Here is a 25,007-nt window from a genome sequence, read left to right as displayed (position 1 = left end):
CGCGTGCACGGACGGGCCTTCTCTGCTGGGTTCCGTCGCGGCGCCGGGTCTGCCTCACTGGAGGTGGGCAACGTCGTGTCGTTGCCGGTCTCCGCGGCTGGCTCCGGTCCAGCTGCCTTCAGAGCCACACTCCGTCCGAATCCGGTAGATCACCGGTCTCCCGGGCTGTCTCTTCCCCTACCTCTTGAGGATGTGTGCACCTCTCATGACGATGCGAACCAGTCTTCTGCTGGGAACGACGGCCGAAGCGGGAGGAGCGCTGCGGTCCCTGCCTGCTGAGCAATTGCCGGAGCTGGCGGGGGAGATCAGGGAGTTCCTGGTCGAGAAGGTATGTGCGTCGGGCGGGCATCTGGGTCCGAATCTGGGGATGGTGGAGCTGACGCTCGCTCTGCACCGGGTGTTCGAGTCTCCGCGGGATGCGCTGGTGTTCGACATCGGTCATCAGGCGTATGTGCACAAACTGCTGACCGGGCGCCGTGACGCGTTCGACTCGCTGCGGCGGGCCGGAGGGCTGACGGGGTATCTCTCACGTTCGGAGTCGGTGCACGATCTGGTGGAGAACTCGCATGCTTCCACCGCGCTGTCGTACGCGGACGGTCTGGCCAAGGCCCGCCAACTCGCCGGTGAGAGTGACCGTGCGGTGGTGGCGGTCATCGGCGACGGCGCGATGACCGGCGGCCTGGCGTGGGAAGCGCTGAACAACCTCGGCGCCGCGAAGGACCGGCCCGTCGTCATCGTCCTCAACGACAACGGCCGCTCCTACGCCCCTACCGCCGGAGCCCTCGCCGAGCACCTGAACGTGCTGAAATTCGGCGGCGGCGCGGAAGCGTGCCGCAATCTGTTCACCGATCTCGGCTTCGCCTACCTCGGGCCCGTCGACGGACACGACACCGGTGAGATCGAGCAGGTGTTACGTCAGGCCCGAGCCCTGTCGCGGCCGGTGGTCGTGCATGTGATGACGGTCAAGGGCAAGGGCTACCGGCCCGCCGAGACGGACGAGGCGGACTGCCTGCACGCGGTGGGCGAGGTCGACCCCGCCACCGGTCGCCCCGTCCCCGCCCGCACGGCCAAGGCTTCCTCGTGGACCAGTGTCTTCGGCCAGGAACTCTGCCAGATCGCCACTGTGCACCCCGAGGTGGTGGCAATCACCGCCTCCATGCTGAGCCCGACCGGCCTGCTCCCCATGCAACAGGCTTTCCCGGAGCGGGTGTTCGAGGTCGGAATCGCCGAGCAGCACGCCGTCACCAGCGCGGCCGGGCTGGCGATGGGCGGCTACCACCCCGTCGTCGCGATCTACGCCACCTTCCTGAACCGGGCCTTCGACCAGGTCCTCATGGACGTGGCCCTGCACCAGCTGCCAGTCACGTTCGTTCTGGACCGGGCCGGTATCACCGGCCCTGACGGGCCGAGTCATCACGGTATGTGGGATCTCGCCGTTCTCTCCACGATCCCCGGCCTGCGCATCGCCGCACCCCGAGACGCCACGCGGCTGCGTGAACTGCTGCGCGAGGCCACCACCGCCCAGGGCGGGCCCACTGTGCTGCGGCTGCCCAAAGCCACCGTGGGCTCCGACATCGAGGCGCTCACCCGCATGGACGGTCTGGACATCCTGCACCGCACCCACCGCGGCCCCCTGGATGTGCTGCTCGTCCCCACCGGCCCGCTCGCCGCGGCCGCCATGGACGCCGCCGTGCTGCTCGAGGAACAGGGGCTGGGGGTCACGGTCGCCGATCCGGGCTGGGTGCTGCCCGTCAACCCCGCTCTGCCCGCCCTGGCGGCCCGCCACCGTGTGACCGTCACGGTCGAGGACGGACTGCGCACCGGAGGCTTCGGCACCGCCCTGGCCCAGGCATGTACCGACACGGCCGTGGCCGCCCCGGTGATCAGTTGCGGTCTGCCGACCGCCTTCATCCCCCACGCACCCCGCACCCACCTGCTCAGCAGGGCAGGACTCGACGGCACCGGCCTCTCCACCGCGGCCCTGGCCCACCTGCGCCCGGACCCGACAGAGCACGCGCCGGCACCCACTCCCAGGAGCACTCGATGACCGCCATCGACCTAGGCCCGCCCACCCCGTCCCCCGCGTCCCAGGCCACGCAGATTCCGGCGCGCCGCCGCTCGACCCGACAACTGAACGTCGGCACGGTGCCCGTGGGCGGCGGCGCCCCGATCTCCGTGCAGACCATGACCACGACCTTGACCGCCGACGTCGACGCCACGCTGCGGCAGATCGCCGAAATCACCGCCGCCGGCTGCGACATCGTCCGCGTCGCCGTCCCCTCCCAGGACGACGCCGACGTCCTGCCCGCCATCGTGGCCAAGTCCCCGATCCCGGTGATCGCCGACATTCACTTCCAGCCCCGCTACGTCTTCCAATCCATAGACGCCGGCTGCGCCGCCGTCCGCGTCAACCCCGGCAACATCAAGAAGTTCGACGACAGGGTGGGCGAGATCGCCCAAGCCGCCACGGCGGCCGCGGTGCCCATCCGCATCGGCGTCAATGCCGGCTCCCTCGACCCACGTCTCCTCGCCAAACACGGCTCCGCCACCCCCGAAGCCCTCGTGGAGTCCGCACTGTGGGAGTGCTCCCTGTTCGAGGAACACGGCTTCAGGGACTTGAAGATCGCGGTCAAGCACCACGACCCCATGACGATGATCACCGCGAACCGGCTCCTCGCCGCACAATGCGACTACCCCCTTCACCTCGGAGTCACCGAAGCCGGACCCGCCTTCCAAGGAGCCATCAAGTCCGCCGTCGCCTTCGGCGTCCTCCTCTGCGAGGGCATCGGAGACACCATCCGCGTCTCCCTCTCCGACGACCCGGTGCAGCAGGTCAAGGCCGGCTGCCACATCCTCGCCGCCCTCGGCCTGCGCCCCCGCAAACTCGAAATCGTCTCCTGCCCCGGCTGCGGCCGCCTCCAGGTCGACATCCACAAACTCGCCGGCCGGGTCGAGGCCGCCTTCGACGGCTTCCCCCACCCCTTGCGCATTGCCGTCATGGGCTGCGTCGTCAACGGACCCGGCGAATCCCGCGAGGCCGACCTCGGCGTCTCCTGCGGCAATGGCAAAGGCCAGATCTACCGACAGGGCCGCGTCCTGCGCACCGTACCGGAATCGAAGATCGTCGAGGCATTGATGGACGAAGCTCTCGCTCTCACCGCCGCCTGCGACGACGAGGCAGGTGATCAGCCATGACCGCTTCCAGCGGTATCCACACCGCCCCCGCGTACTCCTCCCACGCCTCGGCCGCGTTCCGGAAGGGCGAGGTGCGCCAACGCGTCTCGCAGATCCTGGACGACTTCGTCGACGGCAAGATCACCGCAGCCAGGACCGGCGCCCTCCCTGAGGAACTCGCCGCGTACGTCGGGGATTTCCTCAACGCAGGCGGCAAGCGCATCCGCCCGCTGCTCTGCGTGCTGGGGTGGCACGCCGCGGGGGGCACAGGCAGTCTGCATCAGGCGGCACGGGTCGGAGCCGCACTGGAGATGTTCCACGCCTTCTGCCTGGTCCATGACGATGTGATGGACCACTCCGCGACCCGCCGCGGCCGGCCTGCCATGCACCGTGCCCTGGCTGCCCACCACAGCAGGGACCGCACCCCGCAGGCGGCCACCGACATCGGCACCGCGGCCGCCATCCTCATGGGCGACCTCGCCCTGATCTGGTCCGACGAACTCCTGCACGCCCCCGAGACAGCCCTGGACGCGCAACAACGTACCCAAGTACTCCCCCTGATCGACACCATGCGCAACGAGGTGCTGTACGGCCAGTACCTCGACCTGACCGCCACCAGCCACCCCACCCCCGACGTCGGTCGCGCCCTGCGCATCATCCGCTACAAGACCGCCAAGTACACCGTCGAACGCCCCCTGCACATCGGCGCCGCCCTCGCCGGCGCCCCCGACACCCTCCTCGCCCAACTCAGCGCGTTCGCCGTGCCCCTGGGAGAAGCCTTCCAGCTGCGCGACGATCTCCTCGGGGTCTTCGGCCATCCGGACGAGACCGGGAAACCGGCCCTGGACGACCTGCGCGAGGGCAAGCACACCTGCCTGATCGCACTCACCCTGCACCATGCCTCCCGCGCCCAGGCCGATCAGCTACGCCTGCTCGTGGGATGCCCCACCCTGACCGAAGACCAAGCACACGTCGCACGGCGCATCATCACCGCCTCCGGGGCCCCGGACACGGTCGAGGAGATGATCCGCGAACGGTACGCGCGCGCGTCGTCCGCGCTGGCCGCAGCCTCTGTCCCCGCCGATACCCGCACCAGCCTCCAACACATTGCCCACCAGGCCGTATGGAGGACCACATGAACACCGCGACCCCGCCCCAGGCCCACCCGGCCCGTCCCACCCGGGCCACGAAGCGGGTACTGCTCGCGTCACCGCGAGGCTGGTGCGCCGGGGTGGACCGTGCCGTGGCCGCCGTCGAGAAGGCACTGGAGCTGTACGGGGCCCCGATCTATGTCCGCCACGAGATCGTCCACAACAAGTACGTCGTGCAGACCCTGGAACGTAAGGGCGCGATCTTCGTCGAGCAGACGGAGGAGGTCCCCGAGGGCTCCATTGTCGTGTTCTCGGCGCACGGCGTGGCCCCGGCCGTGCACGCGGAGGCAGCCGAGCGGAAGCTCAGCACCATCGACGCGACCTGCCCACTGGTGACCAAGGTCCACAAGGAAGCGGTCCGGTACGCGAACGAGGACTACGACATCCTCCTGATCGGCCACGAGGGCCATGAGGAAGTCATCGGAACCTCCGGTGAGGCCCCGGACCGCATCACGCTGGTGGACGGCCCCACGGACGTCGCCAACGTCGAGGTCCGTGACGAGTCGAAGGTCGTCTGGCTCTCCCAGACCACCCTCTCCGTGGACGAGACGATGGAGACGGTCGACGCGCTGAAGACCAGGTTCCCCAACCTGCTCTCGCCGCCCAGCGACGACATCTGCTACGCCACGCAGAACCGCCAGATCGCCGTCAAGAAGCTCGCTGAAGAAGCCCAGTTGGTCATCGTCGTCGGCTCCCGCAACTCCTCGAACTCCCAGCGCATGGTCGAGGCCGCCCTCGGCGCCGGCGCGGACAGCGCCTACCTGGTGGACTTCGCCGACGAGATTGACGAAGCCTGGCTTCAGAACGTCACCACGGTCGGCCTGACCTCCGGCGCGTCGGTCCCCGACGTGCTCGTCGACAGCGTCCTCAAGTGGCTCGCCGAGCGCGGCTACACGGACGTGGAGACGGTCAGGACCGCCGACGAGTCCATCACCTTCTCGCCGCCCAAGGAACTCCGCCGCAACCTGCGCACGCAACCGGTGGACAACCCTTGACGTACCACCGGCGCCACCGAGCCAAGCGCCGTGAAACACCCCCGTATCCGGCCATCTGCCCAGCGGAGAGCGCTCGCGGCCTCCCGCGTCCGCGGCCGCTGAGGACACAAGGCTCAATGCCCTGAGGCCGGATCATCCAGCCATCATCGAGCAAGGAAGTACAGCATGCCTTCAGGATCACGGTCGGTGACGGTCCCCGGCCCTGAGCACGTACGCCACCTGCGGGCCCAGGGGGAGCGCATCACGGATGTGTGGGACGCCGTCGCCTGCGGACTCACAGCTGGTCGTGGATGTTCCGAGCGCCTCACTCAGGTGGAAGCGGCCGTGCGCCGTGCGCCGGATGGGACGCCCCGGACGCGGTGCGCCGACGAACTCCCCATGTACATGGTCCAAGAGCCGGTCTACGAGCCCTACCGGTCAGCGGAGGTACCGAGCTACGAGGCAGGGGACCGTGCGGCCCGCCAGGTCCTGAGCGCGGCCTTCGCCCCCGAGGTCCTCCAGAGCGTGTTGGACAGCCCGCTTCTGGCGACGGCTCAGGTCACCGCCGCACAGATCCAGGCCGGGCTGTGGACAGCGCGGAAGGACAGCCTGGCAGCCCTGATGGAAGCAGTCCCCAGGAAAGGCGGCGAAGTGACCAGGATCCTGGACGAATACTGCGTACGCCATGCCGAAAGTCCCCTCCACGCCGCGCCGATGGCCCTGCGCGACTTCATCCTGCTGTGGTTCGCCGCCGCCTTCATCCGCGCGGACGGCCAGACGCTCGACCTGTGCGGTTCAACGTCCTGCCTGATGATGGCCGTCGACTACGTCGACGCCCGGGACGACGCCGGAGGCGGCGGCCACGCCGCATACGCGACAGCGGCCAGTGAGGGACTTGCCTGCCTCGGAGGGGAATCCGTCACCCAGGCCCTGCGGGACACGGTGCTCGTGGACGCCGTCCTCAAGGCCCGGGACATCACGACGACAGCGATCAGTCGTATCACGGACCCGAGCGGATTCGTCGACGCTGCGGGCGGACCGGTGACACCCCAGGAGTACCTGCGGGCACGCTGGTGGGACGCCGCCATGGTCCCCTACCATCGCCTGCCCATGAGCGCACCCGGCTACCGGCACGTCACCGACGAACTGGGCACCTTCACGGTGGCCGACCGCTGTGGGGCGATCAAGCGCGCCCTCGACTGCGCCATCCGCTACAACGACATCGTCGACATCGTGCCGGACTGCGCCAACGGAGAGTCCTTCAACGAGATTCTCCTCGCGCTGGCGTCCAGCGGAGGGCATGCCGCGTACGGCTACGCGGACGCTCTCGCACGAGTCACCGATGATGTTCTCCGATGCGATTGCGGTGCGGGCGGACACGAGGAGGCAGCCGAACTCGCCATGGGTGACTGCCTGTTCTACCTGCTCACCACTCGCTACCAGCTGCGGAAGCAACTGCAAGGCCTGTCGGCTGCGGGCGGGGCGATCAAGCAGGCATATGCGCCGCGGCCACCAGGAGCACGGCTGAAAGCCGTGGCCTCCACCACGCTGGAGCCAGGAAACCTCCTGCACTCGGACGCCTGGGAACCGCTGTGGAAGCCGGTCGAAGCAGCACACCGCATGCCCGGGAGGTGGGCAGACCACCTCGCCCGGCGCGCGGCACGGCGCAGCCTTCCGGCCGACACGGCTGCGTGTGACCGCGACCGGTGCGAAACCGTCATCACGTCGCTCCTGGTCGACTGCGACAACGCTCCCCACCGGTCCCTGCCCACGCTCGCGAAGCGGTGGGGTGATGTCTTCGACGGTGTTCTCGCGGCTGCGGTGGCAGACCACGCGCCATTGCGCCGACACTCCCGTACGTTGCGGGAACTCGTCGAACGAATCTGGCTGCTCTGCGTGGTGGATGGCGATGACGGTACGCCCCACCCGGCGGAACGGGCTGACGAGCGGTTGGCCATGGACACCACCCAGGCTCTTTTCGCCACCTATGAGCTCCCCCCGACCGAGGGCTTGGCCGTCAGGCGAGCCTTCAGCGGCGTGGCGACCAGTGCTGTCGAGTTGAGCGGCCTCAACCCCTTCAGTCGCATGTCCGACGGCATCAGCCGGATCCTGCTGGACACAACTCGCACAGGCCCCGCGTAAGACCCGGATCAGAACTGGCTGCACTGCCGACGCCGCAGGACCGAGCCGGTCCGGCCGGCCGGAGAAACCCGTTGAGCAGCGTTCGACGGTCAAAGGCGATGAAGTTATGTCGCCCAGTATATTGGCAGGGGTACGGAGTGACCGCCGCGCACCCCAGGAGGGCAGGGCGGCGCGGGTGCGCCTACGACACCGTCCGGACGCCGGCGCTCAGGCTTCGCGCGCGGTCGGCCAGGATCACGCCTACCGCGTCGAACGGCTGCGGGCTGCGCAGGGCGCGGGAGGTGACCATGGCGCCTTCCACCCCCGCCACCACGGCGTGCGCCAGCTCGCGCGCGTCGGCGTTTCCCACACCGTGGACGATCAGCTGGAAGGCCATGCCGTCGACCATGGCGGAGAACGAGCGGCGCGTGGCGTCCTGGAGTCCCTCGGACTCCTCGCTCGCCTCGATGACCAGCGGCGCGATGGCGCAGCCGCGCTGGTAGCCGCTGCTCACCATGCCTTCACGGGCCAGGTCGAAGTAGGTACGTACGAGGTCCTCGGCCGATGACGACGAGGCCGCCGCCCGGTTGATGATCTCCACCTGGTCCTGGGCGTGGCTGGCGGCCGCCTCGGCCGCCATCTGCCCCTTGCCCTCGGGGAAGTGGTAGTAGACCGATCCCCGGGGCGCCGCGCTCCGCTCCACCACATCGGACAGTGCCGTGCCGTGGTAGCCCCGCTCGCGGATGAGCTGCCGCGCGGCCTCGACCATCCGCTGCCTGCTGTCTGACTTCCTACCCATGCCCCCAGTCTATCCGAACTCCCGACTTGCTATCTATACCGAGCGACATAGTATGGATTCAGAGGCGGTGGACCGCAGACCGGCATCGCGCCGATCCGGCACCGGAAGGGATCGTCATGCCATTTGTGAACATCGACCTGCTCCGGGGGAAGTCCCCCGACTACCTGACAGCCGTGTCCGACGGCGTGCACGAGGCACTCGTCGAGGGGCTCGGAATGTTTCCCGAGGACCGATTCCAGGTCATCCACCAACTCGCGCCCGGAGAACTGGTCTTCAGCCGGGACTTCCGCGGCGGACCCCGTTCCGACGACTTCATGGTTGTCACCATCACCGACGGCCTGGATCGCGGCGACAACGCGAAGCAGGTCTTCTACCGTGCCCTGGTCCGTAATCTGGCGGAGGCCCCCGGGGTGAATCCGGCGGACGTGTTCGTCAAGATGCTCGTGACCCCGCCCATCAATTTCTCCTTCGCCGGTGGCGTGCCGGCCACCGAGACGGCCGCGCGGGAAGCACTCGACCGGGCGGCCACGGTGCCGGGAGCCCGCGACGCGTACACCAGGGCGGAGCTGGTGGAGGCGGTCACCCACTTGTTCCGGGACAACAACCGCCGCCCGATCGTGTCGATGCTGCGCGACAACTTCCTGCTGAAAATGCCCGTCTCGATGCCGTACGGCGGGGAATTCAAGGGAGCCGAGGAGTTCGACAACTACTTCAAGCGGATTGTTGAAGAGGGGAACGAATATTACGCGTCGTTCACCACCGGCCTCAGGCGGGTCATCGAGGCGGACGATCATCTGGTCGCCGAAATCTCCGTCACCGCCGAGGGGCGGACGACACAGCAGTCGATGACCATCGAGAACGCGTGGGTATTCGACATCACCGACGGTAACTTCGTGTCGGCGCAGATATACGCCGACACCGCCAACGGTCTGAAAACCGCGGGCTGAGCACGTCTCTTCCTGTTCCCCGACGCGAAACAAAAGCGGTCGGCCGGTACGCGACCGCCGCCACCACCCACCCCGTCAGGAGACCGACATGACCTCCGTCCTCATCACCGGCGCCTCCAAGGGCATCGGCCGGGCCATCGCCGTCGAGCTCGCCGCTCGCGGCCACCGCGTCGTCGCCACCGCCCGCCGGCCCGAAGACCTGGACGACCTCCCCGTCGACCAGCGCCTGCGCCTCGACGTCACCGATCAGAAGAGTGTGGACGAAGCCGTCCGCGACGCCGGAGAGATCGACGTACTGGTCAGCAACGCCGGCGACACCATCCGCGCGCCCCTGGAGAGCGTGCCTCTCTCCAAGGTCGAAGAACTCTTCCAGCTCAACACCTTCGGCCCCCTGCGGGTCGCCCAGGGCGTGCTGCCCGCGATGCGCGAACGAGGCTCGGGGCGGCTCATCTTCGTCTCCAGCATCCAGGGCCGGCTCGTCGTACCGATCATCGGCCCGTACGCCGCCAGCAAGTGGGCCATGGAGGCGTTCGCCGAGACCATCGCCGTCGAGGCGGGGCACTTCGGGATCAAGGTGACCATCCTCCAGCCGAGCAGCGTCTCCTCCGGCGGCCCCGAGCGCGCGAAGTCGTATTTCACGGACAACGACCCGTACACCCCGCTGTTCAAGCAGTTCGCCCCGCTGCGCGGGACGTCGATCTTCGAACCCATCACCCCCGAGGAGGTGGCCGTCGCGCTCGCGGACACGCTCGAACAGCCGGATCCCCCGCTGCGCCTCCCGATCGGTGAGCCCGCCAAGGTCGCCCTGGAGGCCCGCAAAGCCGCCCCCGAGGACGCCCCCTTCGTACCGATCTCGCTGGACTGGTAGCCGGATCGCCTGGCACCCGAACCAGTCGGCGGCCGGATCAGCCCGAGTGCGGCGGACCGACCGGGTGCGGCGGACCGACCGGGTGCGGGACGACGTGCAGCTGGGCCGGCCCGTTGAGGGAGAGCGACGGAACGGGGGACGGAAGCTGGTCGGGATGGGCGAGCGCCAGGAGAGGAAGGCGCTCGAACAGCGTGGTCAGAGCCACATGGGTCTCCATCCGGGCCAGATGTGCCCCCAGGCAGAAGTGGGGGCCGTGGCCGAAGGCCAGGTGCTCCTTGCCCGCCCGCGCGGGGTCGAACACCTCAGGGCTGTCGGGATGCAGCTCGGGGTCCCGCCCGGCAGCCGCGAAGGCGATGATGACGGGCTCGCCCCGGCGGATGACCACCCCTTCGCCGAGATCGATGTCCTCGATGGCGTAACGCATCGGGTGATGCATGATCGGGCCGTTGTGCCGCAGCGTCTCCTCGATGACGTCTTCCCAGCCGACGTCGCCCGCGCGGAGCCGACGGAGGTGTTCGGGCGCGGCCAGGAGGGCGTGCACGGCGCTGGTGATGAGGTTGACGGCCGTCTCGTACCCCGCGGCGAGCATGAGGAAGAGATGGTCGAGGAGTTCTCTGTCGGTCAGCGGCGGCTCCCCGCCCTCGTCCGCAGATGCGGACGCTGTCGCTGATGGTGACGCGGACGGCGTAAGAAGATCGTTGGTGAAGTCGGAACCGGGGTGTGCTTTCTTGTGCTCCAGCAACTCCGCGAGCCGAGCGTTGAGTTCGGCCAGCCGTGCCCGGCCCTGTTCGGCGGTCGCCGTGGTGTCCATCAGCGCGTCGATGGAGGCGCCGAGATCCTCCCTGAGGGCGTCGGGGACACCGAACAGATCGCAGATGACCGTCATGGTCAGCGGAAGGGCGAGCGCGCGCCGGATGTCGGTGCTCCGGCCGGGCGGCAGCGCGTGGATCGCGTCGACCAGGCGGTCCGCGGTCGTCTGGATCCGCGGGCGCATCGCCTCCACCCGCCGGGGTGAGAACGACGGGGCCACCCGGCGACGTAACCCGCGGTGCTCCTCGCCGTAGGCGTTCAGGAAGTTCCGCATGAGGGCCGAGACCGCCAGGGGCCATCCTTCGGGCACCTCGGCGAGACCCGGCCAGTGCCGGTACGGATCACGGGAGACGCGCGGATCCGTCGTCAGCCTCTGGATGACACTGTGCCGGGTGACGGACCAGGCGCGTACCCCTCCCGGCAGTTCCACCGGCGTCGCCGGGCCCTTGGCACGCAGTACGGCCGCGTCCGCGTGGGCGGCACGGGCGGTGGGGTCCAGTACGGGACACCCGGGATCGGACAGCGCGGTCATACCCTGCTCCTCCGTGCCGCCGTGCTGCCGGGGCGCACGGCACGACCGTCGGTTGTGCACACGGTTGTGTACGCGGTGGTGCGCACGCACACAGTTGTGTACGCGCTGGTGCGCGCGGCACTCCCCGGACCGCCGGCCCCGGCAGAGCCGAATCCCTCTGTTCTCTTCTAGCTGTTCTCTTCTACGCTCCGGCGCTCGCCCTGACAACGGCGCACTTCGCGCCAGCGGCGGCGCGAAGCCGGCGCGGTGACGCGAAGCCGAAGCGGTCACGCGAAGCCGAAGCCCCGCCCGCGCGATTCAGCCGATACGGGCCACTCCCGCGTACAGGCCGCAGTCCTCGTCCTCGGGGGCCGGGGTGTCCTTGAACCACTTGGTCGCCGTCACCACGCCCGGGTCGACCAGGTCGAGGCCGTCGAAGAAGCGCGTCACGCCGTCGCGGGTACGGAATCCCAGGGTGATGCCGCCCTTCGCGTACTCCGCCGTCACCCGCGACGACAGCTCGGGGAAGAGGTCGGACGCGGCGTGCGACAGCACCAGGTAGCTGCCGGCGGGCAGGGCGCTGACGAGCGTGTCCGTGATGCCGTACGGGTCCTGGTCCTCGGGGATGAAGTGCAGGAGCGCGATCAGCGACAGGGCGATGGGCCGGCTGAAGTCCAGGAGCGTACGGGCGTGTTCGAGGATGACCTCGGGCTCACGTACGTCCGCCTGGATGTAGTCGGTGACGCCCTCCGGCGAGCTGATGAGCAGCGCCTCGGCGTGCCGCAGGACGATGGGGTCGTTGTCCGTGTAGACGATCCGGGCCTTGGGATTGATCTGCTGGACGATCTGGTGGAGGTTCGGCTCGGTCGGGATGCCCGTGCCGATGTCCAGGAACTGGTCGACGCCACTGCGCGCCAGCCAGGCGGAGGCCCGCTGCATGAACGCGCGGTTCTGCCGGGCGGCGGCCTTCGCCTCCGGGGGGAGCTTCTCGCCCACCTCCTGGTCGACCTGGTAGTTGTCCTTGCCGCCGAGGAGGAAGTCGTAGACACGCGCCGGGTGCGGCTTGCTGGTGTCGACCTGAGGCTTGGGCGTACTCGCCGTCATGAGGCGCTCCTATGCGGACGTGATCGTGGACAACACATTGATCGTGGAGATCGTGGAGAAGGTGACGTGTACCTGTACCCGGTGCGATGGTAGTCGCGGTGCCGGAGCGGCTGCGGGCAGGCCCCATGCGCGTAGACCCCTCTCGTACGGGAACGCTCGCCGACCTCCTTTCTCTCCCGCCTGCTTCCTTTTCCGTCCCGCTACACTCGGACGCCCCGGGGGCTTGACCAGGACCGACGCCCCAGTACCACTGGAGCGTTCGTTCATGGCCATGCGTCGCGTGCTGGGGAAGCGCATCCTGGAGATCGACGAAGCCGCCTACGGCGAGCTTCTCGGCCGTTACGACGGTGTGGTCCTGGACGTCGGTACGGGCGACGGGAAGCACCCGTTCCATCTGGCCCGGCAGCGCCCCGACCAGCTGGTCATCGGGCTGGACGCCGCCAAGGACAACCTCCGTAAGACCGCGGCCAAGGCGGCGGCGAACCCCGCCAAGGGCGGGCTGGCCAATCTGCTCTACCTCTGGGCGCCCGCCGAGCAGCTGCCGGCCGGGCTGCGGGGCGTCACCGAACTGCACATGCTGATGCCCTGGGGCAGTCTGCTGCGCGGCATGCTCGGCTCCGATCCCTCGATGCTGCGGGGGCTGGCGGCGGTCTGCGAGCCGGACGCGCGCTTCCTGACCACGCTGAACCTGCACGCGTGGCGCCCGCCCGTACCGGAAGTGGGCGAGCATCCGGAACCGACCCCCGAGTCGGCGGTCAAGGGCCTCGGCCCCCTCCTCGCGGCGGCCGGGTGGCGGCTGGACGAGGCGAAGTACCTGGACGCCGAGGAGATCGCCTCGCTCGCCACGTCGTGGACCCGCCGGCTGAACTCGACCCGGGCACAGCTCGACGTCCTCGCCCTGACCGGGATCATCAACCCGTCGAGCGAGGACGGGGCGGAACCGCCGGCGCCGGCTCCCGGTGCCTGAACCGCTCAGCGGGAGGTGTCGTCCTTCGGCTGCCGCGCCTGCGCCTTCGCCGCCTCCAGCACGAACTCGTACGCCCGCTTCCTCGACCACGTCGGCAGCGACGCCAGCGCCAGTGCCAGCGTCTTCGAGGAGACCGACTGCGCCGCCAGCGCTCTGACCAGGGCGGAGAGGTCGACGTCGGAGTCCGCCGCCCCCTCGGGGACCTCCTCCGCCGGGTCCACGCAGCACAGCACGTCGCCACCGCCGGTGACCTGGGCCGCGGCTTCCGTCACCGGCCCCCACCAGGGGCGTTCCGCCGCGGCGGAGGTCGCGGCGGTCACGGCCACGGTACGGACGCCCAGCGTCCGCCCCGCCTCGTCCAGGATCTTCGGCAGTTCGGCGGCCGGGGCCCTGAACACCACCCGCGACAGTCGGTGCGCGCCGAGTAGCCTGCCGATCTGCCGCCTGCGCTCGTGGGGGGCGAGAAGGACGGGGACGGGGTACGGGGACAGCGCGGCGACCGCCAACTCCGCCGGGAGCCCGATGACTTCCACCGCCGGCCGGTCCGGGGCCGCGAGCAGTTTGCCGACCGGGGCGCTCCGGGTGTCCTCGGTCGACACGGCCAGGACCCGGCCGCCCTCCGCGATCGCCGGGAGGACCGCGTCCCAGGGATCCGCGTCCGCCCCCAGTACGGTGATGACCCGGCCGGCCCCGGCGTCCTCCGCGATCACCGTGTCCGCCGCCGCGATCTCCGCCGCGAGGCGGTCGTCCCGCTCGTCACCCGCGCGGTAGAGGACGAGCCGGGCCTCGGCGGCCTCGGTGTCCCGCTCGACGACGACCGTGATCTCGGCGTCCGGGTCGGTGAGCGCGTGCAGCAGGTCGCGGGGCAGGTCGGAGGAGGCGTGGTCGGCGTCGGTGGCCAGGGTGTTCGGCAGGCGCTCGGAGCTGAGCCGTACCACCGCGCCCGAACCGGGCCGCCAGGCGGAATGGGCCAGCGCCCGGACGGTGAAGGTGTGGTCACCGACGCTCAGAGTGATGCGCAGCGGGCCGGCCAGCCGCGAGGGGGCGGGCCCGTCGAGCGTGGCGCCGACGCCGATCACGCAGGTCGCGCGGCCGGTGATCTCGGAGCTGGTGGTGAATTCGAGGGTCTTGGTGTGGGTGGCGCGGATGTCCCGGTGACCGTGGCACCGCAACCGCATCAGCTCGGCCGACATCACGCACCCGCTTTCCCTGTCTTGTGCCCTGGGGGACACCTGTCGTCGTCGGGGGACACCTGTCGTCCCCGGGGGACACCTGTTGCCCCTGGGGACACCCGGTACAGGGGCGATCATCGCAGCAGGTCGATCGAGTGGCGAATTCCGCGCGGCATAGAGTGCGTGCGTGCCGTCGTACAGCATTGGCCAGGCAGCGGGACTGCTCGGCGTGAGTTCGGAGACCGTCCGCCGCTGGGCCGACGGGGGTCAGCTGCGCATGGAGCGGGACGGTTCGGGGAACCGCGTGATCGACGGGGTCAGCCTCGCCGGTTTCGCGAAGGACCGGGCCGTGGGGCTGCATCCCGTGGCGGACGAGGTGTCCACGTCGGTGCGCAATTCCTTCGCCGGGATCGTGACCGGGGTGGTGCTGGACGACGTGGTGGCCCAGGTGGAGGTCCAGTCGGGGCCGCACCGGCTGGTGTCGCTGGTGACCCGGGAGGCCGTCGAGGAGCTGGGGATCGAGGTCGGGGTGACCGTCACGGCCCGCGTGAAGTCGACCAACGTGCACGTCGACCTGCCGTGAGGGCTGTCCCGCGATCACCACCGAGGATCGCGGAACAGCCCGGACAACCCAGAAGACCCGGAAGGCCCTCAGGTCGGCCACGGCCTGTTTATTGCGCCTTTTTGAGGATTTCCTCGACCGTGCTCTGCGGGTCCTGCCCGACGAAGGGACGGTCGAAGAGCCAGTTGTAGAGCATTTCCCGCGCGACCTGCGGCTGGTAGGCCGGCACTTCGTGTCCGGAGTCGGGGATCGCCACCTGTGTCACGCTCTTCCCCGGGGAATGGCCCGTCTTTTCCGTCCTGAGACTACGGACGAACCCTTTCGGGTTGCCCTGCGCCTGCTTCCAGATCAGCCGGGGGGACGCGTGCCACGTGTCGTGCGGAGTGACGAGCGCGTCCAGGATCTCCTCGGTGCTCTGGTATCCACAGGCGGTGTCGAAGTTCCCCGTGTAGAGCAGGACCTTGTAGCCCTTTTCCATGAGGTCGCCGTACTTCTTCGAGGCGTCCGTCATGTTGTCGGCCTTGAGGGCCGTGGCCACCGGGCCGGAGTTGTCCGCGAACTGCCAGAGCACGCCCGAATCACGGACATTCAGGGCTTCCCTGACGCCCTCGCTGTCCATGTAAGGCCTCAACGCTCCCGCGGACAGGTCGTCCCAGCGCCGTACGTCGTAGACGTCGAAGTTGCCCCCGTAGGCGAGGACCGCGTCCACCAGGGCATTGCCGAGATCGGTGGCGTGCTCCAGCGTCTTGGGCTCCTTCGTCCTCTCTCCTTCCTCAAGGACGTTCGTGAAGTTCGTGTAGTACGTGTCCAGGTGCTCCTTCTGCCCCCTGCCGAGGTATCCGGACGCGTAGGCATAGTCGATCAATACCCTGACCGACAGTTCGGGCTTGATCCACCCGTTGCCCACGGCGATGCCTTTGAGTTTGATGTCCGGGTGCTCGGAAATCTCCAGAGCGATCGCCGGCACGTACTTTCCCGCGTAGCTCTCCCCGCAGACGTACAGGGGGCAGGGCTTGTATTCCGGGTACGTCGCGTAGAACGCTTGCAGGCCCTCGCGGAACATCGTGCTGAGGACGTCTTCATCCTGGACGTACGTTTCCGGCTTTTCGCAGTAGCTGTACCCCGTGCCGATGGGCTGGTCCCAGTAGAGGACGTGCGCTTCCTGGTTCCAGCTGTCGGGGCTCACGGAAATGGTCCCGGCCGCGTCGTCGGCGATGCGCAGGGGGCCGTTCTCCAGAAAGAGTCCCGCCGACGAGGAAGCGCCGGGGCCGCCGTTGAGCCAGATCAGCAGGGGCGTCTCTTCGATCAGCCGCTTCTGCTCGCCGGGATCGAGGTGGGGGTCGCAAGTCTGGCTTTCGAAGAACCAGTAGAAAAGGTGGCTCTTCGCCGCGTCAGGGCCGTTGACGTCCACATGGCCGGCGTAGGAGCGGACCGTCTTCGGAGTGCCGTCCTCCCCCTCGTCCGGCTTCAGGGGTTTGGGGTAGGGACAAGGACGGAAATCAGGGGGGCGGGACGGCTGTGTCCTGCATTCTGATGCCCGACACCTATCACCGGTACCACGCTCCGGTGGGCGGCGAGGTGGTGGAGGCCCACGACGACCTCCCCGGGGTCTACTACGGGATGCAGAACTTCCCCGACCTGGTGAACAACGGGAACGTCGGCTATGGGTACGACTACAACGCGTTCACCGATTTCCGTCGCGGGTACGTCATCTTCAAGACCCCGTACGTGAATCACCTGGGAGAGCCGGACGGTGAGGGGTACGTCGCCCTGGTGGCCGTGGGGCTCAACTCGATCGGGTCGGTGAAGTTCCTCGACAAGTTCAGGAATGTCACGGACGACAGGCCGGTCGCGGTGGACAAGGGCGAGGAGATCGGCTGCTTCCAGTACGGCGGGTCGATGAACATCCTGCTGTTCGAGAAGGGCCGCTTTCCCGCGCTGCAACTTCTCATGGGGCAGCGCATCGGTCTGCTGGAAGGGCCGGAGCGCTCCGAGAAGTACTTCGGCCGCTCGTACCGCGCCCAGTCGTCCCGCACACCGGCCCTCTGACGCCGGCCTCGGACGCGAAAAGGAGAACCATGCCTCGCACACCCGTGTACGGGATCCCGGCCAATGTCGCGAACACGCAGCGCATCGGCTTCGGGTGAAGCGCGTGGCGTACGTCGAGCCGTGCAGCAGCTGGCTGACATTCATGGCGACTGTTTTGACCGGGATCAGCGCCCCGTCGGTCAGCTCGTCGACGATCATGTTGATGACACAGTCGGTCGGAGCGACCACCACACCGGGGTCGAGCGGGTCGGCGATCGGCCGGACACCCGGTTTCAATTCCCTGATGAAGAACTTGTTGTACGTCGACCAGTCGCCCTTCTTGAAGGCCGCCATCGTCTTCGGGCCGAGCTCTTCGATCCACTGCCGGACGAGGTTCACCGACCGCTCGTCGTCCATCTGCTCGCCTTGTAACCTGGTGAACTCGGCCAGCATCACCGCGCCCTGGCCCGAGACCATGAAGTCCGTGCCGGCTTTGTTGTTGTAGTTGATCCAGCTGAACTTCTCGATGTACGCCAGGCCGTCGTGCACGCCCTGTGTCCAGCCCCACCGACACCATTCCGTCAAGAAGTCGGTCAAGGTGTTGATCGTCGCGTTCTGCCAGCTTTTCCAGACCCTTTCCTTCTGTTCACCCGTCAGGTCGGGCGGACAGTCCTGCACGTTTTTGATCGCCTTGTCGAAATCGTCCCGGAAGTTGTTGGTGTTCTCGTGGTACCAACTATGGACATCTTTCAGGAACTTCTTGAGGTGATCATCACACCACGTCTCGCCCTGATTCATTCTGTACGTCCTTCCGTGCGCGGGAACCAGCAGGTGCGACCGCACCCTTGCCTGCCGCTCCCCATTCACACATCAACGCACACCCGAATACTCCGTTGGACCCGAACAACCACCCATAAGGCGGAACAGGCGGAACAGATCGATGCCGTGGACCAGCGCGGTGCCGTACGCGACATAGACGACGTCCGCCAGCTCGTGCGCGAGATGGTCCAACGCCCCCTCACGGGACGCCTCCGCCACTTCGCCGACCTCCTCGTCCAGCAACTCCTGCCGGTGCGCGGCAAGTCGCCGGGGCACCTCGGTCGGAGTCGCACGGGCGTCGAGGCCGAAGGCCCGGTGGAACTCACGGACCAGGGCGGCGGGGGAAGGAAGCAGGGCCGGATGAAATCCGGCGCGCCGGGCCGTCCGGCGAGTATGTTTCGCCTCGGAACTTAATAACGTTCGCGGCGCGGGCAGAACCGTCCCGGCGGCGGAGAAGAGGAGCACCATGGACCAGGAGTTGTGGACCGACGTGGATCGCTACTTCGGCGATCGTCTGGTGGGGAGCGACCCCGTCCTCGACGCGGCACTCGCGGACAGTACGGCCGCCGGGCTGCCGGCCATCCATGTCGCGCCCGTACAAGGGAAGTTGCTGCATCTGCTGGCCCGGATGCACGGGGCGCGGACGATCCTGGAGATCGGCACCCTCGGTGGGTACAGCACGATCTGGCTCGCCCGCGCGCTGCCCCCCGGCGGGCGGCTGATCACACTGGAGGCCGACCCGGCCCACGCCGACGTGGCCCGCGCCAACCTCGCCCGCGCGGGACTGGCCGGTACGGTCGAGGTGATCACCGGCCCCGCGCTGGAGACGCTGCCCCGGCTGGCGGAGGCCGGACACGGGCCGTTCGACCTGGTCTTCATCGACGCCGACAAGCCCAGCAACCCGGAGTACCTGACCTGGGCCCTGGCGCTCTCCCGGCCCGGCAGCGTCATCATCACGGACAACGTCGTGCGCGCCGGTGAGGTGATCGACCCGGAGAGCACCGACCCCCGGGTGCGGGGGGTACGGCGTTTCACCGAACTCCTCGCCGCCGAGCCCCGGTTGAGCGCGACCGCGCTCCAGACGGTGGGCAGCAAGGGGTACGACGGGTTCGCCCTGGCCCTCGTCACGGCGGGCGGCCCCTCGGCGGACGCCCCCTCGGCCCCGGAGGCCCGTGACGGCCGCGACGCCCCCGCCACCCCCAGGACCGGCACCCTGCGCGAGACCTTGCGCGGACTCGACGTGTTCGCCGGTGAACTCCCCTCCTTCCAGCCCCACACGGCCCCCTCGGCTCCCGAACAGCTCTTCGTGGACTGGCTCTTCGAGGCGGTGGACGCGGGTGTACGCGAACCGCACGCGATGACACTCTCGACCGTCGATCCGGAAGGGAACCCGGCGGCACGGGTGTTGATCCTCAAGAACGTGGACGCGGACGGCTGGCAGTTCGCCGTGCACGCCGCCAGCCCCAAGGGCCGCGACCTGGCCGCCCACGGCCGGGCCGCGCTCACCTTCTACTGGCCCGAACTGGCCCGGCAGGTACGGGTACGGGGCCCGGTGGTCGCCGAACCACCCGAGCGGAGCGCCGCCGACTTCCTCGCCCGCTCCCCCGAAGCCCGGGCGGAAGCGCTGCTCGGCCTCCAGAGCGGCCCGTTGACCAGTCTCGCGGCCCGCGACGCGGCGACCGGGGCGTCCCTGGAACGCGTGGAGCGGGAGCCGGGACTGGTGGCGCCGGAGTGGACGCTCTACTCCCTGCGCGCCGAAGAGGTCGAGTTCTGGCAGGGCGACCGGCAGCGCAACCACACCCGTCTCCAGTACACCCGAGGTGGAGAGGTAGAGGGAGAAGGAGAGGGCTGGGTGAAGCAACTGCTGTGGCCGTGAGGTGAGGCCCGCCCTCAGCCGACCGACGCCCCCTCAGCCGAGTTCAAGACTCGTGACGGCGAAGAGTCCGGCCAGATCCACGTCCGGGTCGGGCCCGGTGTACATCCGCGCCGCCTCGAACGACGGGTTCAGCCCGAGCCGTTCCATCAACGCGACGGACGGCGCGTTGATGTCGGGAACGTCGATCGCCACCGGCGCGCCCGGGGAGGTCGCCGCCAACCCGCCCACCAGCGCGGCGGCGACCTCCTGCGACGACGCGTAGAGCGGCCCGACGCGGGAGGCACCACGGGAGGCGCGCAGGACGGCGAAGCCGTGGAGTTCGCCGTCCCGGATCGCGACCAGCGCGGTCCGGCCGGGCAGACCCACCCAGGAAGCGAGGAAGCCGGGCCGGGGGGCGGGGAAGAACCGCCGGTCGTACGCGGCGAGTTGCCCGAACGGTACGGTACGGGCGTCCCGCAGCGTGATCCCGTCCCCCCGCCCACCCCCGCTGCCCCCGCTCGACGGCACCCCTTCGTACCGGACGTTGTTCCAGGCCCGACGGAAGCCGGAGGCGCGGTAGTTGTCCTGCTGGTCGATCACCCCGTCGAGCCCGACGTTCCGCCCGGCCAGGCGCGCCATGCCCGCCCGCCACACCTGGATCCCGTACCCCTGACCCCGTACGGACGGCCGGGCGATGTAGAACCCGACGAAGCCGAAGTCCGTCCCGTAGCGCACGGCGGAGATCGAGGCCACCGGCTCACCGTCCAGGCGCCCGAAGAGAAATCCGTCCGGGTCCGTGGGGAAGAACGCCTGCCCGTCGGAGTCCCCCGGATTCCATCCCTCGTCGGCCGCCCACTCGCCGAGCGCCCTGATGTCGTCGGCGCTCGCGCCCGCGATCTCGAACCGTCCCACTCCGCACCTCCAGGTACATTTCGTCCCGAAGTACAGCAGGCGCCGGGGTGTCCGGGGAAATCCTCAGAACGGGTGTCCCGGGGAAATCCCCGGCCTCGTGAAGGCTCCTGGGGGATCCTGAAGACATGTTGCTGCCCCCGGGACACGAACGCACCGAGTTGATCGAAGTCGTCCGCCTCACCGGCGAGATGCTGGCCGGCGGGGTGGTCGGCGACAGCCTGGACGTCTGGGCGACGGACGAGGTCCGGCAGGCCCTGGCGCTGATCGCCGACCTGCCGGACCAGGACATGCACCGCTGTTTCTTCCCCGGTTGGGGGATCAGGGCGCACGGCACGGACGGCCCGCTCTTCGAGATCGCCTTCTGTTTCCAGTGCCACAACCTCATGATGCGGGGGCCCGCCGTCCCCGCCGAGCGGCAGCGCCTCACCGGCTTCGACGCGGACAGCCCGCCCTCCCAGGAGCTGTTGCGGATGTTCCGCGCCTGCGAAGGGGCCCCTCAGAACCCCCCTTCATAGGCCCCGGCACCAAGGCACCTGTCGCCCGGCGGGCTACGACCCGTACACGCTGAAGCCCGACAGCTGTCCGGCCGGCCACCCCGTGTTCGCGGTGAACTGGAGCCGTACGTAACGGGCGTTGGCGGCCGTCGCGAGTGTCACCGTCGCGCTGTTGCCGGAGGCCGGGTCGAAGGTACGGCCCGCCGCCGCCGAAAGGGTGGTGAAATCCGAGCCGTTGGTGGACCCCAGCACCGCCACGGTCTGCGTACGGCTCCCCCACGCCGGGTTCGGCGGCAGCGAGAGCACCACCCGCTTGACGGCCGACGCCGCTCCCAGGTCGACCTGGATCCACTGCGGGAAGGCGTTGTTGGCGCTCTCCCAGTAGCTCGAACTGTTCCCGTCGACGGCGTTGCCCGCGCCGTAGTTCTGCGTGACGCTGCTGGCCGAGGCCGGCCTGTTCAGCGCCAGGTCGCCCGTCGGCTGCGTCGGCCCGCCGCCCCCGGGGAACGGCACGGTGGGCCGTACCGCCGTCAGCGCCAGCTGCCCCTTCAGCATCCGCCCGCCGTCGGCGGTGAGCCGCAGGTAGTAGTCGGCGGAGCAGGCCGTGCCGTCCTCGTTCAGCGCCCGGATCCCCGACCCGGCCGGTACCTCGGCGCTCGTCTCCGTGGTCTTCGCGATCTGGTTGCCCTCGTTGAACTCGTCGAACATCGAGATGTAGAAGCCCTGCACGCCCACCCGGCAGAGGTTGTAGAACTGACGCCACATCAGCTCACCGTGCGCGCGGTGCCCCGACTGGAGGTCGCCGGGGATGACGCAGGGCTGGTAGTCGATGCCATGGGCGTCGCAGTCGGCCTGGTCGGGGGTGTTGAGGTCCCGGTAGAACTGGTCGGCCTGGCTGACGTTGGTGATCCGCCCGACCATCCACGGCGAGATCATGTCGAACGAGTGGTACACGTCGAGGAAGCCGGGGCGTGAGTCGTTGATGCCGTTGCGCCAGTGCGTCGGCACGCCGCCGATCACGTAACACCCCTGTGCCTTGAACCAGTCGACGACGTCCTTGCAGGGCGCGGGTGTGAACGGCCGCCCCGGGTCGTTGAATCCGAAGCCCCAGATGCAGACGACGGGCTTGCCGTTCTGCACGGCGTACGCGCTCGACGCGGTGTACGCCTTCATCTTGTTCGTCCAGTCCTGCTTGATCTCCGACTGCATGTTCGTCCAGTCGGTGACGTCGTACATGATGTAGAACTTCCGCCCGTACGCCTCCGCCGACTGCCGTACCTTCTGGGCCATTCCGTCCCGCGTCGGGCCCTCGGCGCCGAACGGGTTGAAGCGCTGGAGTGCCGCCGTGTCGCAGCCGTTCTCCCGCATCCACCGGAAGTGGGTGTCGACCGTCTGCTGGTCCCAGGACGAGAACAGCGTGGCGCGCTGGCCGTTGCCGAGGTTCGGGTACGCGGTCGCGTAACTCCGCGTGTACTCCCGCATGTCGGGCCACGACACGAGGGTGGTGTTGCTGGGCGACGGCGGCTGGCCCGCGTTCCGGCTGTAGTGCCACCAGCTGTTGATGGGCGCCCCGTCGCCGATGCAGGCGAACCAGCCCTGGTAGCCCACCGTCACCTTGCCGACCACGTCTCCCGGCGGGGAGGCCGCAGGGGCGGCGGCGGCCTGCGTGAGCGTGCCCGGCAGTCCGCCGAAGCCGGCGGTGGCGGTCCCGGCGAGTGCGGACACGATGACGGAGCGTCTGGAGATGGCCATGGGGGATTCCTCGCTGTCGGCTCTGCGTACCGGTCGGGGGGAGACGAGCGGCGGCCCGCGTCCCGGCGGGCCCCCGCTCGCCGACAACATATGGACATGACAACGCACGGACAAGATGAGTGCGTGCAAATTCTGTACTGACGCGCACAAACTCCTGATCATTCACCGGGAAAATTCAACGAAATGAGGGGGTAAAGGAGAGGGTACGGCCCGGCGCGGGCGCGCGCCGCCGACGGATCACCCACGCCCCGCACACGACACCCGCCCACTCCCCACGCGCACGATCCGGCCAATCTGTTCCACGGCCCCCGGGACCGTGGCCGGGTCCGTACCGTCGGGCGGACCCCGTCGCGCAATCCCCCGATAGAGTGCCCACCCACCTCACGGGTGGTTCGAACGCACCATCACAGCCGGCCACGCCCACGCCGCACGGGTCCCCGACCCCGCTCGAACATTTGTTCTATGATTCCCCCGGCGTCCCCCGTTACAGCCCCTTGATCAGGGCCGTTGTCCGAGCGCCGACTCATCACCCCGCGCCCTCCCGGAGGAATCATGCGACCTGTCCCCGCTCCCGCCTGCCCTGTCGCCGGACATCCCGCGTTCGAGTACGGCGGTACGGCGCCCCTCGCCGAGCCACACCGGGTTGACGTCCTCGCCCGCCGCGCGACCCTGGCGGCCCTGGCATCACGACCGTCACCGAGGAGGGGTGCGTGAGCCACACCAAGACACTTCCGCCGCCCCTGCGCGCGTGGGCGGAACGCTCCGTCGGCCCCCTCGGAGCCGTACACGACGCGTCGCACCCCCGCGCGGACTCGCGGGTGTGGGACATCGCCGACGCCCAGGGCCGGCGCTTCTTCGTCAAACAGTCGCCGACCCCGAAGTTCTACGAGCGCGAGACGTTCGGGTACCAGTCGGCCGTGCCCGCGCTCGGCTTCGGCGGAGCCCCCCGGCTCGTGGCCAGCGACGCCCGCAATCTGGCGCTGCTCCTGACCGCCGTACCGGGCACCCCGCTCTCCCTGCTCACCCTCACCGTCACCGCGCACCGGTCGGCACACCGGCAGTTCGGGGCCCTCCTGCGGCGGCTGCACGGCAGCGACAGGATGCCGGGCGCGGGCCGCAGGGCGGCGGAGGAGGCGGTGGAGCACGCGGCGACCACGGGGGTCGAGAGGCATCTCGTACGGGCCGGGGCCCTGCTGACCGACCACCGGCGGGCGCTCGTACGGCGCGCGGCCGAGCATCTCCTCCAGCTGACGGACCGGCTCGTACCGGCCCATATCCACGGCGACGCGCAGGAGCGGAACGCCCTGTGGACGGGGGCGGGCCGGGAGGCGGGACGGCTGGCCGTGATCGACTTCGAGCGGTCCCGGTACGCGCCCGCCGTACAGGACTTCGTACGGCTGGCCTGCGGGCCCTGGCAGGACCGCCCCGACCTGCGGGACGCGTTCTTCCACGGGTACGGGCGCGCCCTCACCGACGCCGAACGCCAGGCGCTGACCTGTCTGGCCGCGCTCGACGCGGTGAGCGGACTGGCGTACGGGCCGGCGCACGGCGACGACGAGGTGACCGAGCGGGGCACGCGCACGCTGGAGCGGCTGGAGCGGGGGCTCTTCGTATGAGTGATCAGGAAGTATTCGCGGGCGGGACGCGTGTGGTCGAGACAGGCGTGGTCGAGACACCGGTGGGCGGGACGGGTGTGGGCGGGACGCGTGTGGTCGAGACGGTCGGCGGGCCGCTCGACCCCGTCGACCCCGGGCGGCTCCTCCCCCGCCTGGCCGCCGAGATCCCGCCGGGCGGGCGGCTGGAACTGACCGTACGGACCGGCGGTCTCACCCAGGAGTTGTGGGAGGACCTCCTGGTCGAGGCGGGCTTCATCGTCGACGAGATCGTCCCGGTCAGCGTCCTGGACCGGGGAAGTCCGGTCCTCTGCCGACTGATCCGCGCACGCCGGCGCCTCACGCCCCCGCGCCCGCGCGTCACCAGCCGGCCG

The 25,007-nt window shown here is 69.3% G+C and carries 20 protein-coding genes and 4 pseudogenes; 15 read left to right on the top strand and 9 right to left on the bottom strand.

Annotated elements, in window-relative coordinates; genetic code table 11:
• Window positions 1-205: 205 nt before the first annotated feature.
• From GT042_RS35815 to GT042_RS35795, 5 genes are all read left to right on the top strand, one after another.
• Window positions 206-2,047: a 1-deoxy-D-xylulose-5-phosphate synthase gene (locus tag GT042_RS35815; protein ID WP_237531532.1), complete on the top strand. Its 1,842-nt coding sequence runs from the start codon at window positions 206-208 to the stop codon at window positions 2,045-2,047.
• Complete coding sequence (gene ispG / locus GT042_RS35810; protein ID WP_161312843.1) at window positions 2,044-3,195, top strand: flavodoxin-dependent (E)-4-hydroxy-3-methylbut-2-enyl-diphosphate synthase; 1,152 nt, start codon at window positions 2,044-2,046, stop codon at window positions 3,193-3,195. Before GT042_RS35815 ends, ispG begins: the two co-directional genes overlap by 4 nt.
• The gene (locus GT042_RS35805) at window positions 3,192-4,313 is read left to right on the top strand and encodes a polyprenyl synthetase family protein (protein ID WP_161312842.1); all 1,122 of its coding nucleotides are present in this window, start codon (window positions 3,192-3,194) and stop codon (window positions 4,311-4,313) included. Before ispG ends, GT042_RS35805 begins: the two co-directional genes overlap by 4 nt.
• Window positions 4,310-5,320, top strand: a complete 1,011-nt coding sequence (locus GT042_RS35800) for a 4-hydroxy-3-methylbut-2-enyl diphosphate reductase (protein WP_161312841.1) — start codon at window positions 4,310-4,312, stop codon at window positions 5,318-5,320. Before GT042_RS35805 ends, GT042_RS35800 begins: the two co-directional genes overlap by 4 nt.
• 378 nt (window positions 5,321-5,698) lie before the next feature.
• Entirely contained in the window at window positions 5,699-7,441 is a 1,743-nt protein-coding gene (locus GT042_RS35795) for a hypothetical protein (RefSeq protein WP_161312840.1), read from the top strand.
• A gap of 181 nt (window positions 7,442-7,622) precedes the next feature.
• On the opposite strand, the gene GT042_RS35790 is transcribed toward GT042_RS35795, so the two are convergent.
• Window positions 7,623-8,219 (bottom strand): TetR/AcrR family transcriptional regulator, encoded by a 597-nt coding sequence (locus tag GT042_RS35790; protein ID WP_161312839.1) that lies wholly within the window; start codon window positions 8,217-8,219, stop codon window positions 7,623-7,625.
• A 116-nt stretch (window positions 8,220-8,335) separates the two neighbouring features.
• Here GT042_RS35790 and GT042_RS35785 point away from each other — a divergent pair, with 116 nt between their 5' ends.
• Both GT042_RS35785 and GT042_RS35780 read left to right on the top strand, forming a co-directional pair.
• A complete protein-coding gene (locus tag GT042_RS35785; RefSeq protein WP_161312838.1) occupies window positions 8,336-9,166 on the top strand; it encodes a tautomerase family protein in 831 nt (276 codons plus the stop codon).
• A gap of 88 nt (window positions 9,167-9,254) precedes the next feature.
• Window positions 9,255-10,034 (top strand): SDR family oxidoreductase, encoded by a 780-nt coding sequence (locus GT042_RS35780; RefSeq protein ID WP_161312837.1) that lies wholly within the window; start codon window positions 9,255-9,257, stop codon window positions 10,032-10,034.
• 37 nt (window positions 10,035-10,071) lie between these two features.
• Here GT042_RS35780 and GT042_RS35775 read toward each other — a convergent pair whose 3' ends face one another.
• A complete protein-coding gene (locus GT042_RS35775) occupies window positions 10,072-11,376 on the bottom strand; it encodes a cytochrome P450 (protein WP_161312836.1) in 1,305 nt (434 codons plus the stop codon).
• A gap of 297 nt (window positions 11,377-11,673) precedes the next feature.
• Window positions 11,674-12,459 (bottom strand): SAM-dependent methyltransferase, encoded by a 786-nt coding sequence (locus GT042_RS35770; RefSeq protein WP_161312835.1) that lies wholly within the window; start codon window positions 12,457-12,459, stop codon window positions 11,674-11,676.
• A 265-nt stretch (window positions 12,460-12,724) separates the two neighbouring features.
• On the opposite strand from GT042_RS35770, the gene kamB reads away from it, so the two are divergent.
• On the top strand, window positions 12,725-13,426 hold the full coding sequence (gene kamB, locus GT042_RS35765; RefSeq protein ID WP_161312834.1) for a 16S rRNA (adenine(1408)-N(1))-methyltransferase KamB: 702 nt from the start codon (window positions 12,725-12,727) through the stop codon (window positions 13,424-13,426).
• Window positions 13,427-13,431: 5 nt separating this feature from the next.
• Here the strand turns inward: kamB and GT042_RS35760 are convergent, their stop codons facing one another.
• Window positions 13,432-14,619 carry a DUF371 domain-containing protein gene (locus GT042_RS35760; RefSeq protein WP_161312833.1) on the bottom strand — a complete coding sequence of 396 codons (1,188 nt, stop codon included), beginning with the start codon at window positions 14,617-14,619 and terminating at the stop codon, window positions 13,432-13,434.
• Between the two features lie 166 nt (window positions 14,620-14,785).
• Here GT042_RS35760 and GT042_RS35755 point away from each other — a divergent pair, with 166 nt between their 5' ends.
• Entirely contained in the window at window positions 14,786-15,181 is a 396-nt protein-coding gene (locus tag GT042_RS35755) for a TOBE domain-containing protein (RefSeq protein WP_161312832.1), read from the top strand.
• Window positions 15,182-15,269: 88 nt separating this feature from the next.
• Here the strand turns inward: GT042_RS35755 and GT042_RS35750 are convergent, their stop codons facing one another.
• Complete coding sequence (locus GT042_RS35750; protein ID WP_237531533.1) at window positions 15,270-16,631, bottom strand: S10 family peptidase; 1,362 nt, start codon at window positions 16,629-16,631, stop codon at window positions 15,270-15,272.
• A 44-nt stretch (window positions 16,632-16,675) separates the two neighbouring features.
• Here GT042_RS35750 and GT042_RS35745 point away from each other — a divergent pair.
• Window positions 16,676-17,209: pseudogene (locus GT042_RS35745) on the top strand (phosphatidylserine decarboxylase); the annotation flags it as partial.
• Window positions 17,210-17,350: 141 nt separating this feature from the next.
• Here the strand turns inward: GT042_RS35745 and GT042_RS39710 are convergent.
• Window positions 17,351-17,542, bottom strand: a pseudogene (locus GT042_RS39710) (phosphatidylserine decarboxylase); the annotation flags it as partial.
• A 516-nt stretch (window positions 17,543-18,058) separates the two neighbouring features.
• Window positions 18,059-18,361, bottom strand: coding sequence for a MazG nucleotide pyrophosphohydrolase domain-containing protein (locus tag GT042_RS35735; RefSeq protein ID WP_161312855.1), 303 nt, complete (start codon window positions 18,359-18,361; stop codon window positions 18,059-18,061).
• Between the two features lie 112 nt (window positions 18,362-18,473).
• On the opposite strand from GT042_RS35735, the pseudogene GT042_RS38495 reads away from it, so the two are divergent.
• Together GT042_RS38495 and GT042_RS35730 are read left to right on the top strand one after the other, a co-directional pair.
• Window positions 18,474-19,136, top strand: a pseudogene (locus GT042_RS38495) (O-methyltransferase); the annotation flags it as partial.
• Window positions 19,137-19,247: 111 nt separating this feature from the next.
• A complete protein-coding gene (locus GT042_RS35730) occupies window positions 19,248-19,883 on the top strand; it encodes a pyridoxal 5'-phosphate synthase (protein ID WP_345944045.1) in 636 nt (211 codons plus the stop codon).
• 33 nt (window positions 19,884-19,916) lie between these two features.
• On the opposite strand, the gene GT042_RS35725 is transcribed toward GT042_RS35730, so the two are convergent.
• A complete protein-coding gene (locus GT042_RS35725) occupies window positions 19,917-20,774 on the bottom strand; it encodes a GNAT family N-acetyltransferase (protein ID WP_161312829.1) in 858 nt (285 codons plus the stop codon).
• A gap of 125 nt (window positions 20,775-20,899) precedes the next feature.
• Between GT042_RS35725 and GT042_RS35720 the strand changes: the two genes are divergently transcribed.
• Window positions 20,900-21,289, top strand: a complete 390-nt coding sequence (locus GT042_RS35720) for a hypothetical protein (RefSeq protein WP_237531531.1) — start codon at window positions 20,900-20,902, stop codon at window positions 21,287-21,289.
• Between the two features lie 33 nt (window positions 21,290-21,322).
• Here GT042_RS35720 and GT042_RS35715 read toward each other — a convergent pair whose 3' ends face one another.
• The gene (locus tag GT042_RS35715) at window positions 21,323-23,020 is read right to left on the bottom strand and encodes a discoidin domain-containing protein (RefSeq protein WP_161312828.1); all 1,698 of its coding nucleotides are present in this window, start codon (window positions 23,018-23,020) and stop codon (window positions 21,323-21,325) included.
• A 710-nt stretch (window positions 23,021-23,730) separates the two neighbouring features.
• Here GT042_RS35715 and GT042_RS35710 point away from each other — a divergent pair.
• Both GT042_RS35710 and GT042_RS35705 read left to right on the top strand, forming a co-directional pair.
• Window positions 23,731-24,636, top strand: coding sequence for an aminoglycoside phosphotransferase family protein (locus GT042_RS35710; RefSeq protein WP_161312827.1), 906 nt, complete (start codon window positions 23,731-23,733; stop codon window positions 24,634-24,636).
• Window positions 24,633-25,007, top strand: a pseudogene (locus tag GT042_RS35705) (hypothetical protein); the annotation flags it as partial. The gene GT042_RS35710 and the pseudogene GT042_RS35705, both read left to right, overlap by 4 nt.

It is taken from the genome of Streptomyces sp. SID3212 (genome assembly GCF_009865405.1).
Classification (GTDB): Bacteria; Actinomycetota; Actinomycetes; order Streptomycetales; family Streptomycetaceae; genus Streptomyces.
Note: the sequence above shows the minus strand (reverse complement) of the source record. Positions and strands in the feature narration are given on the sequence as shown.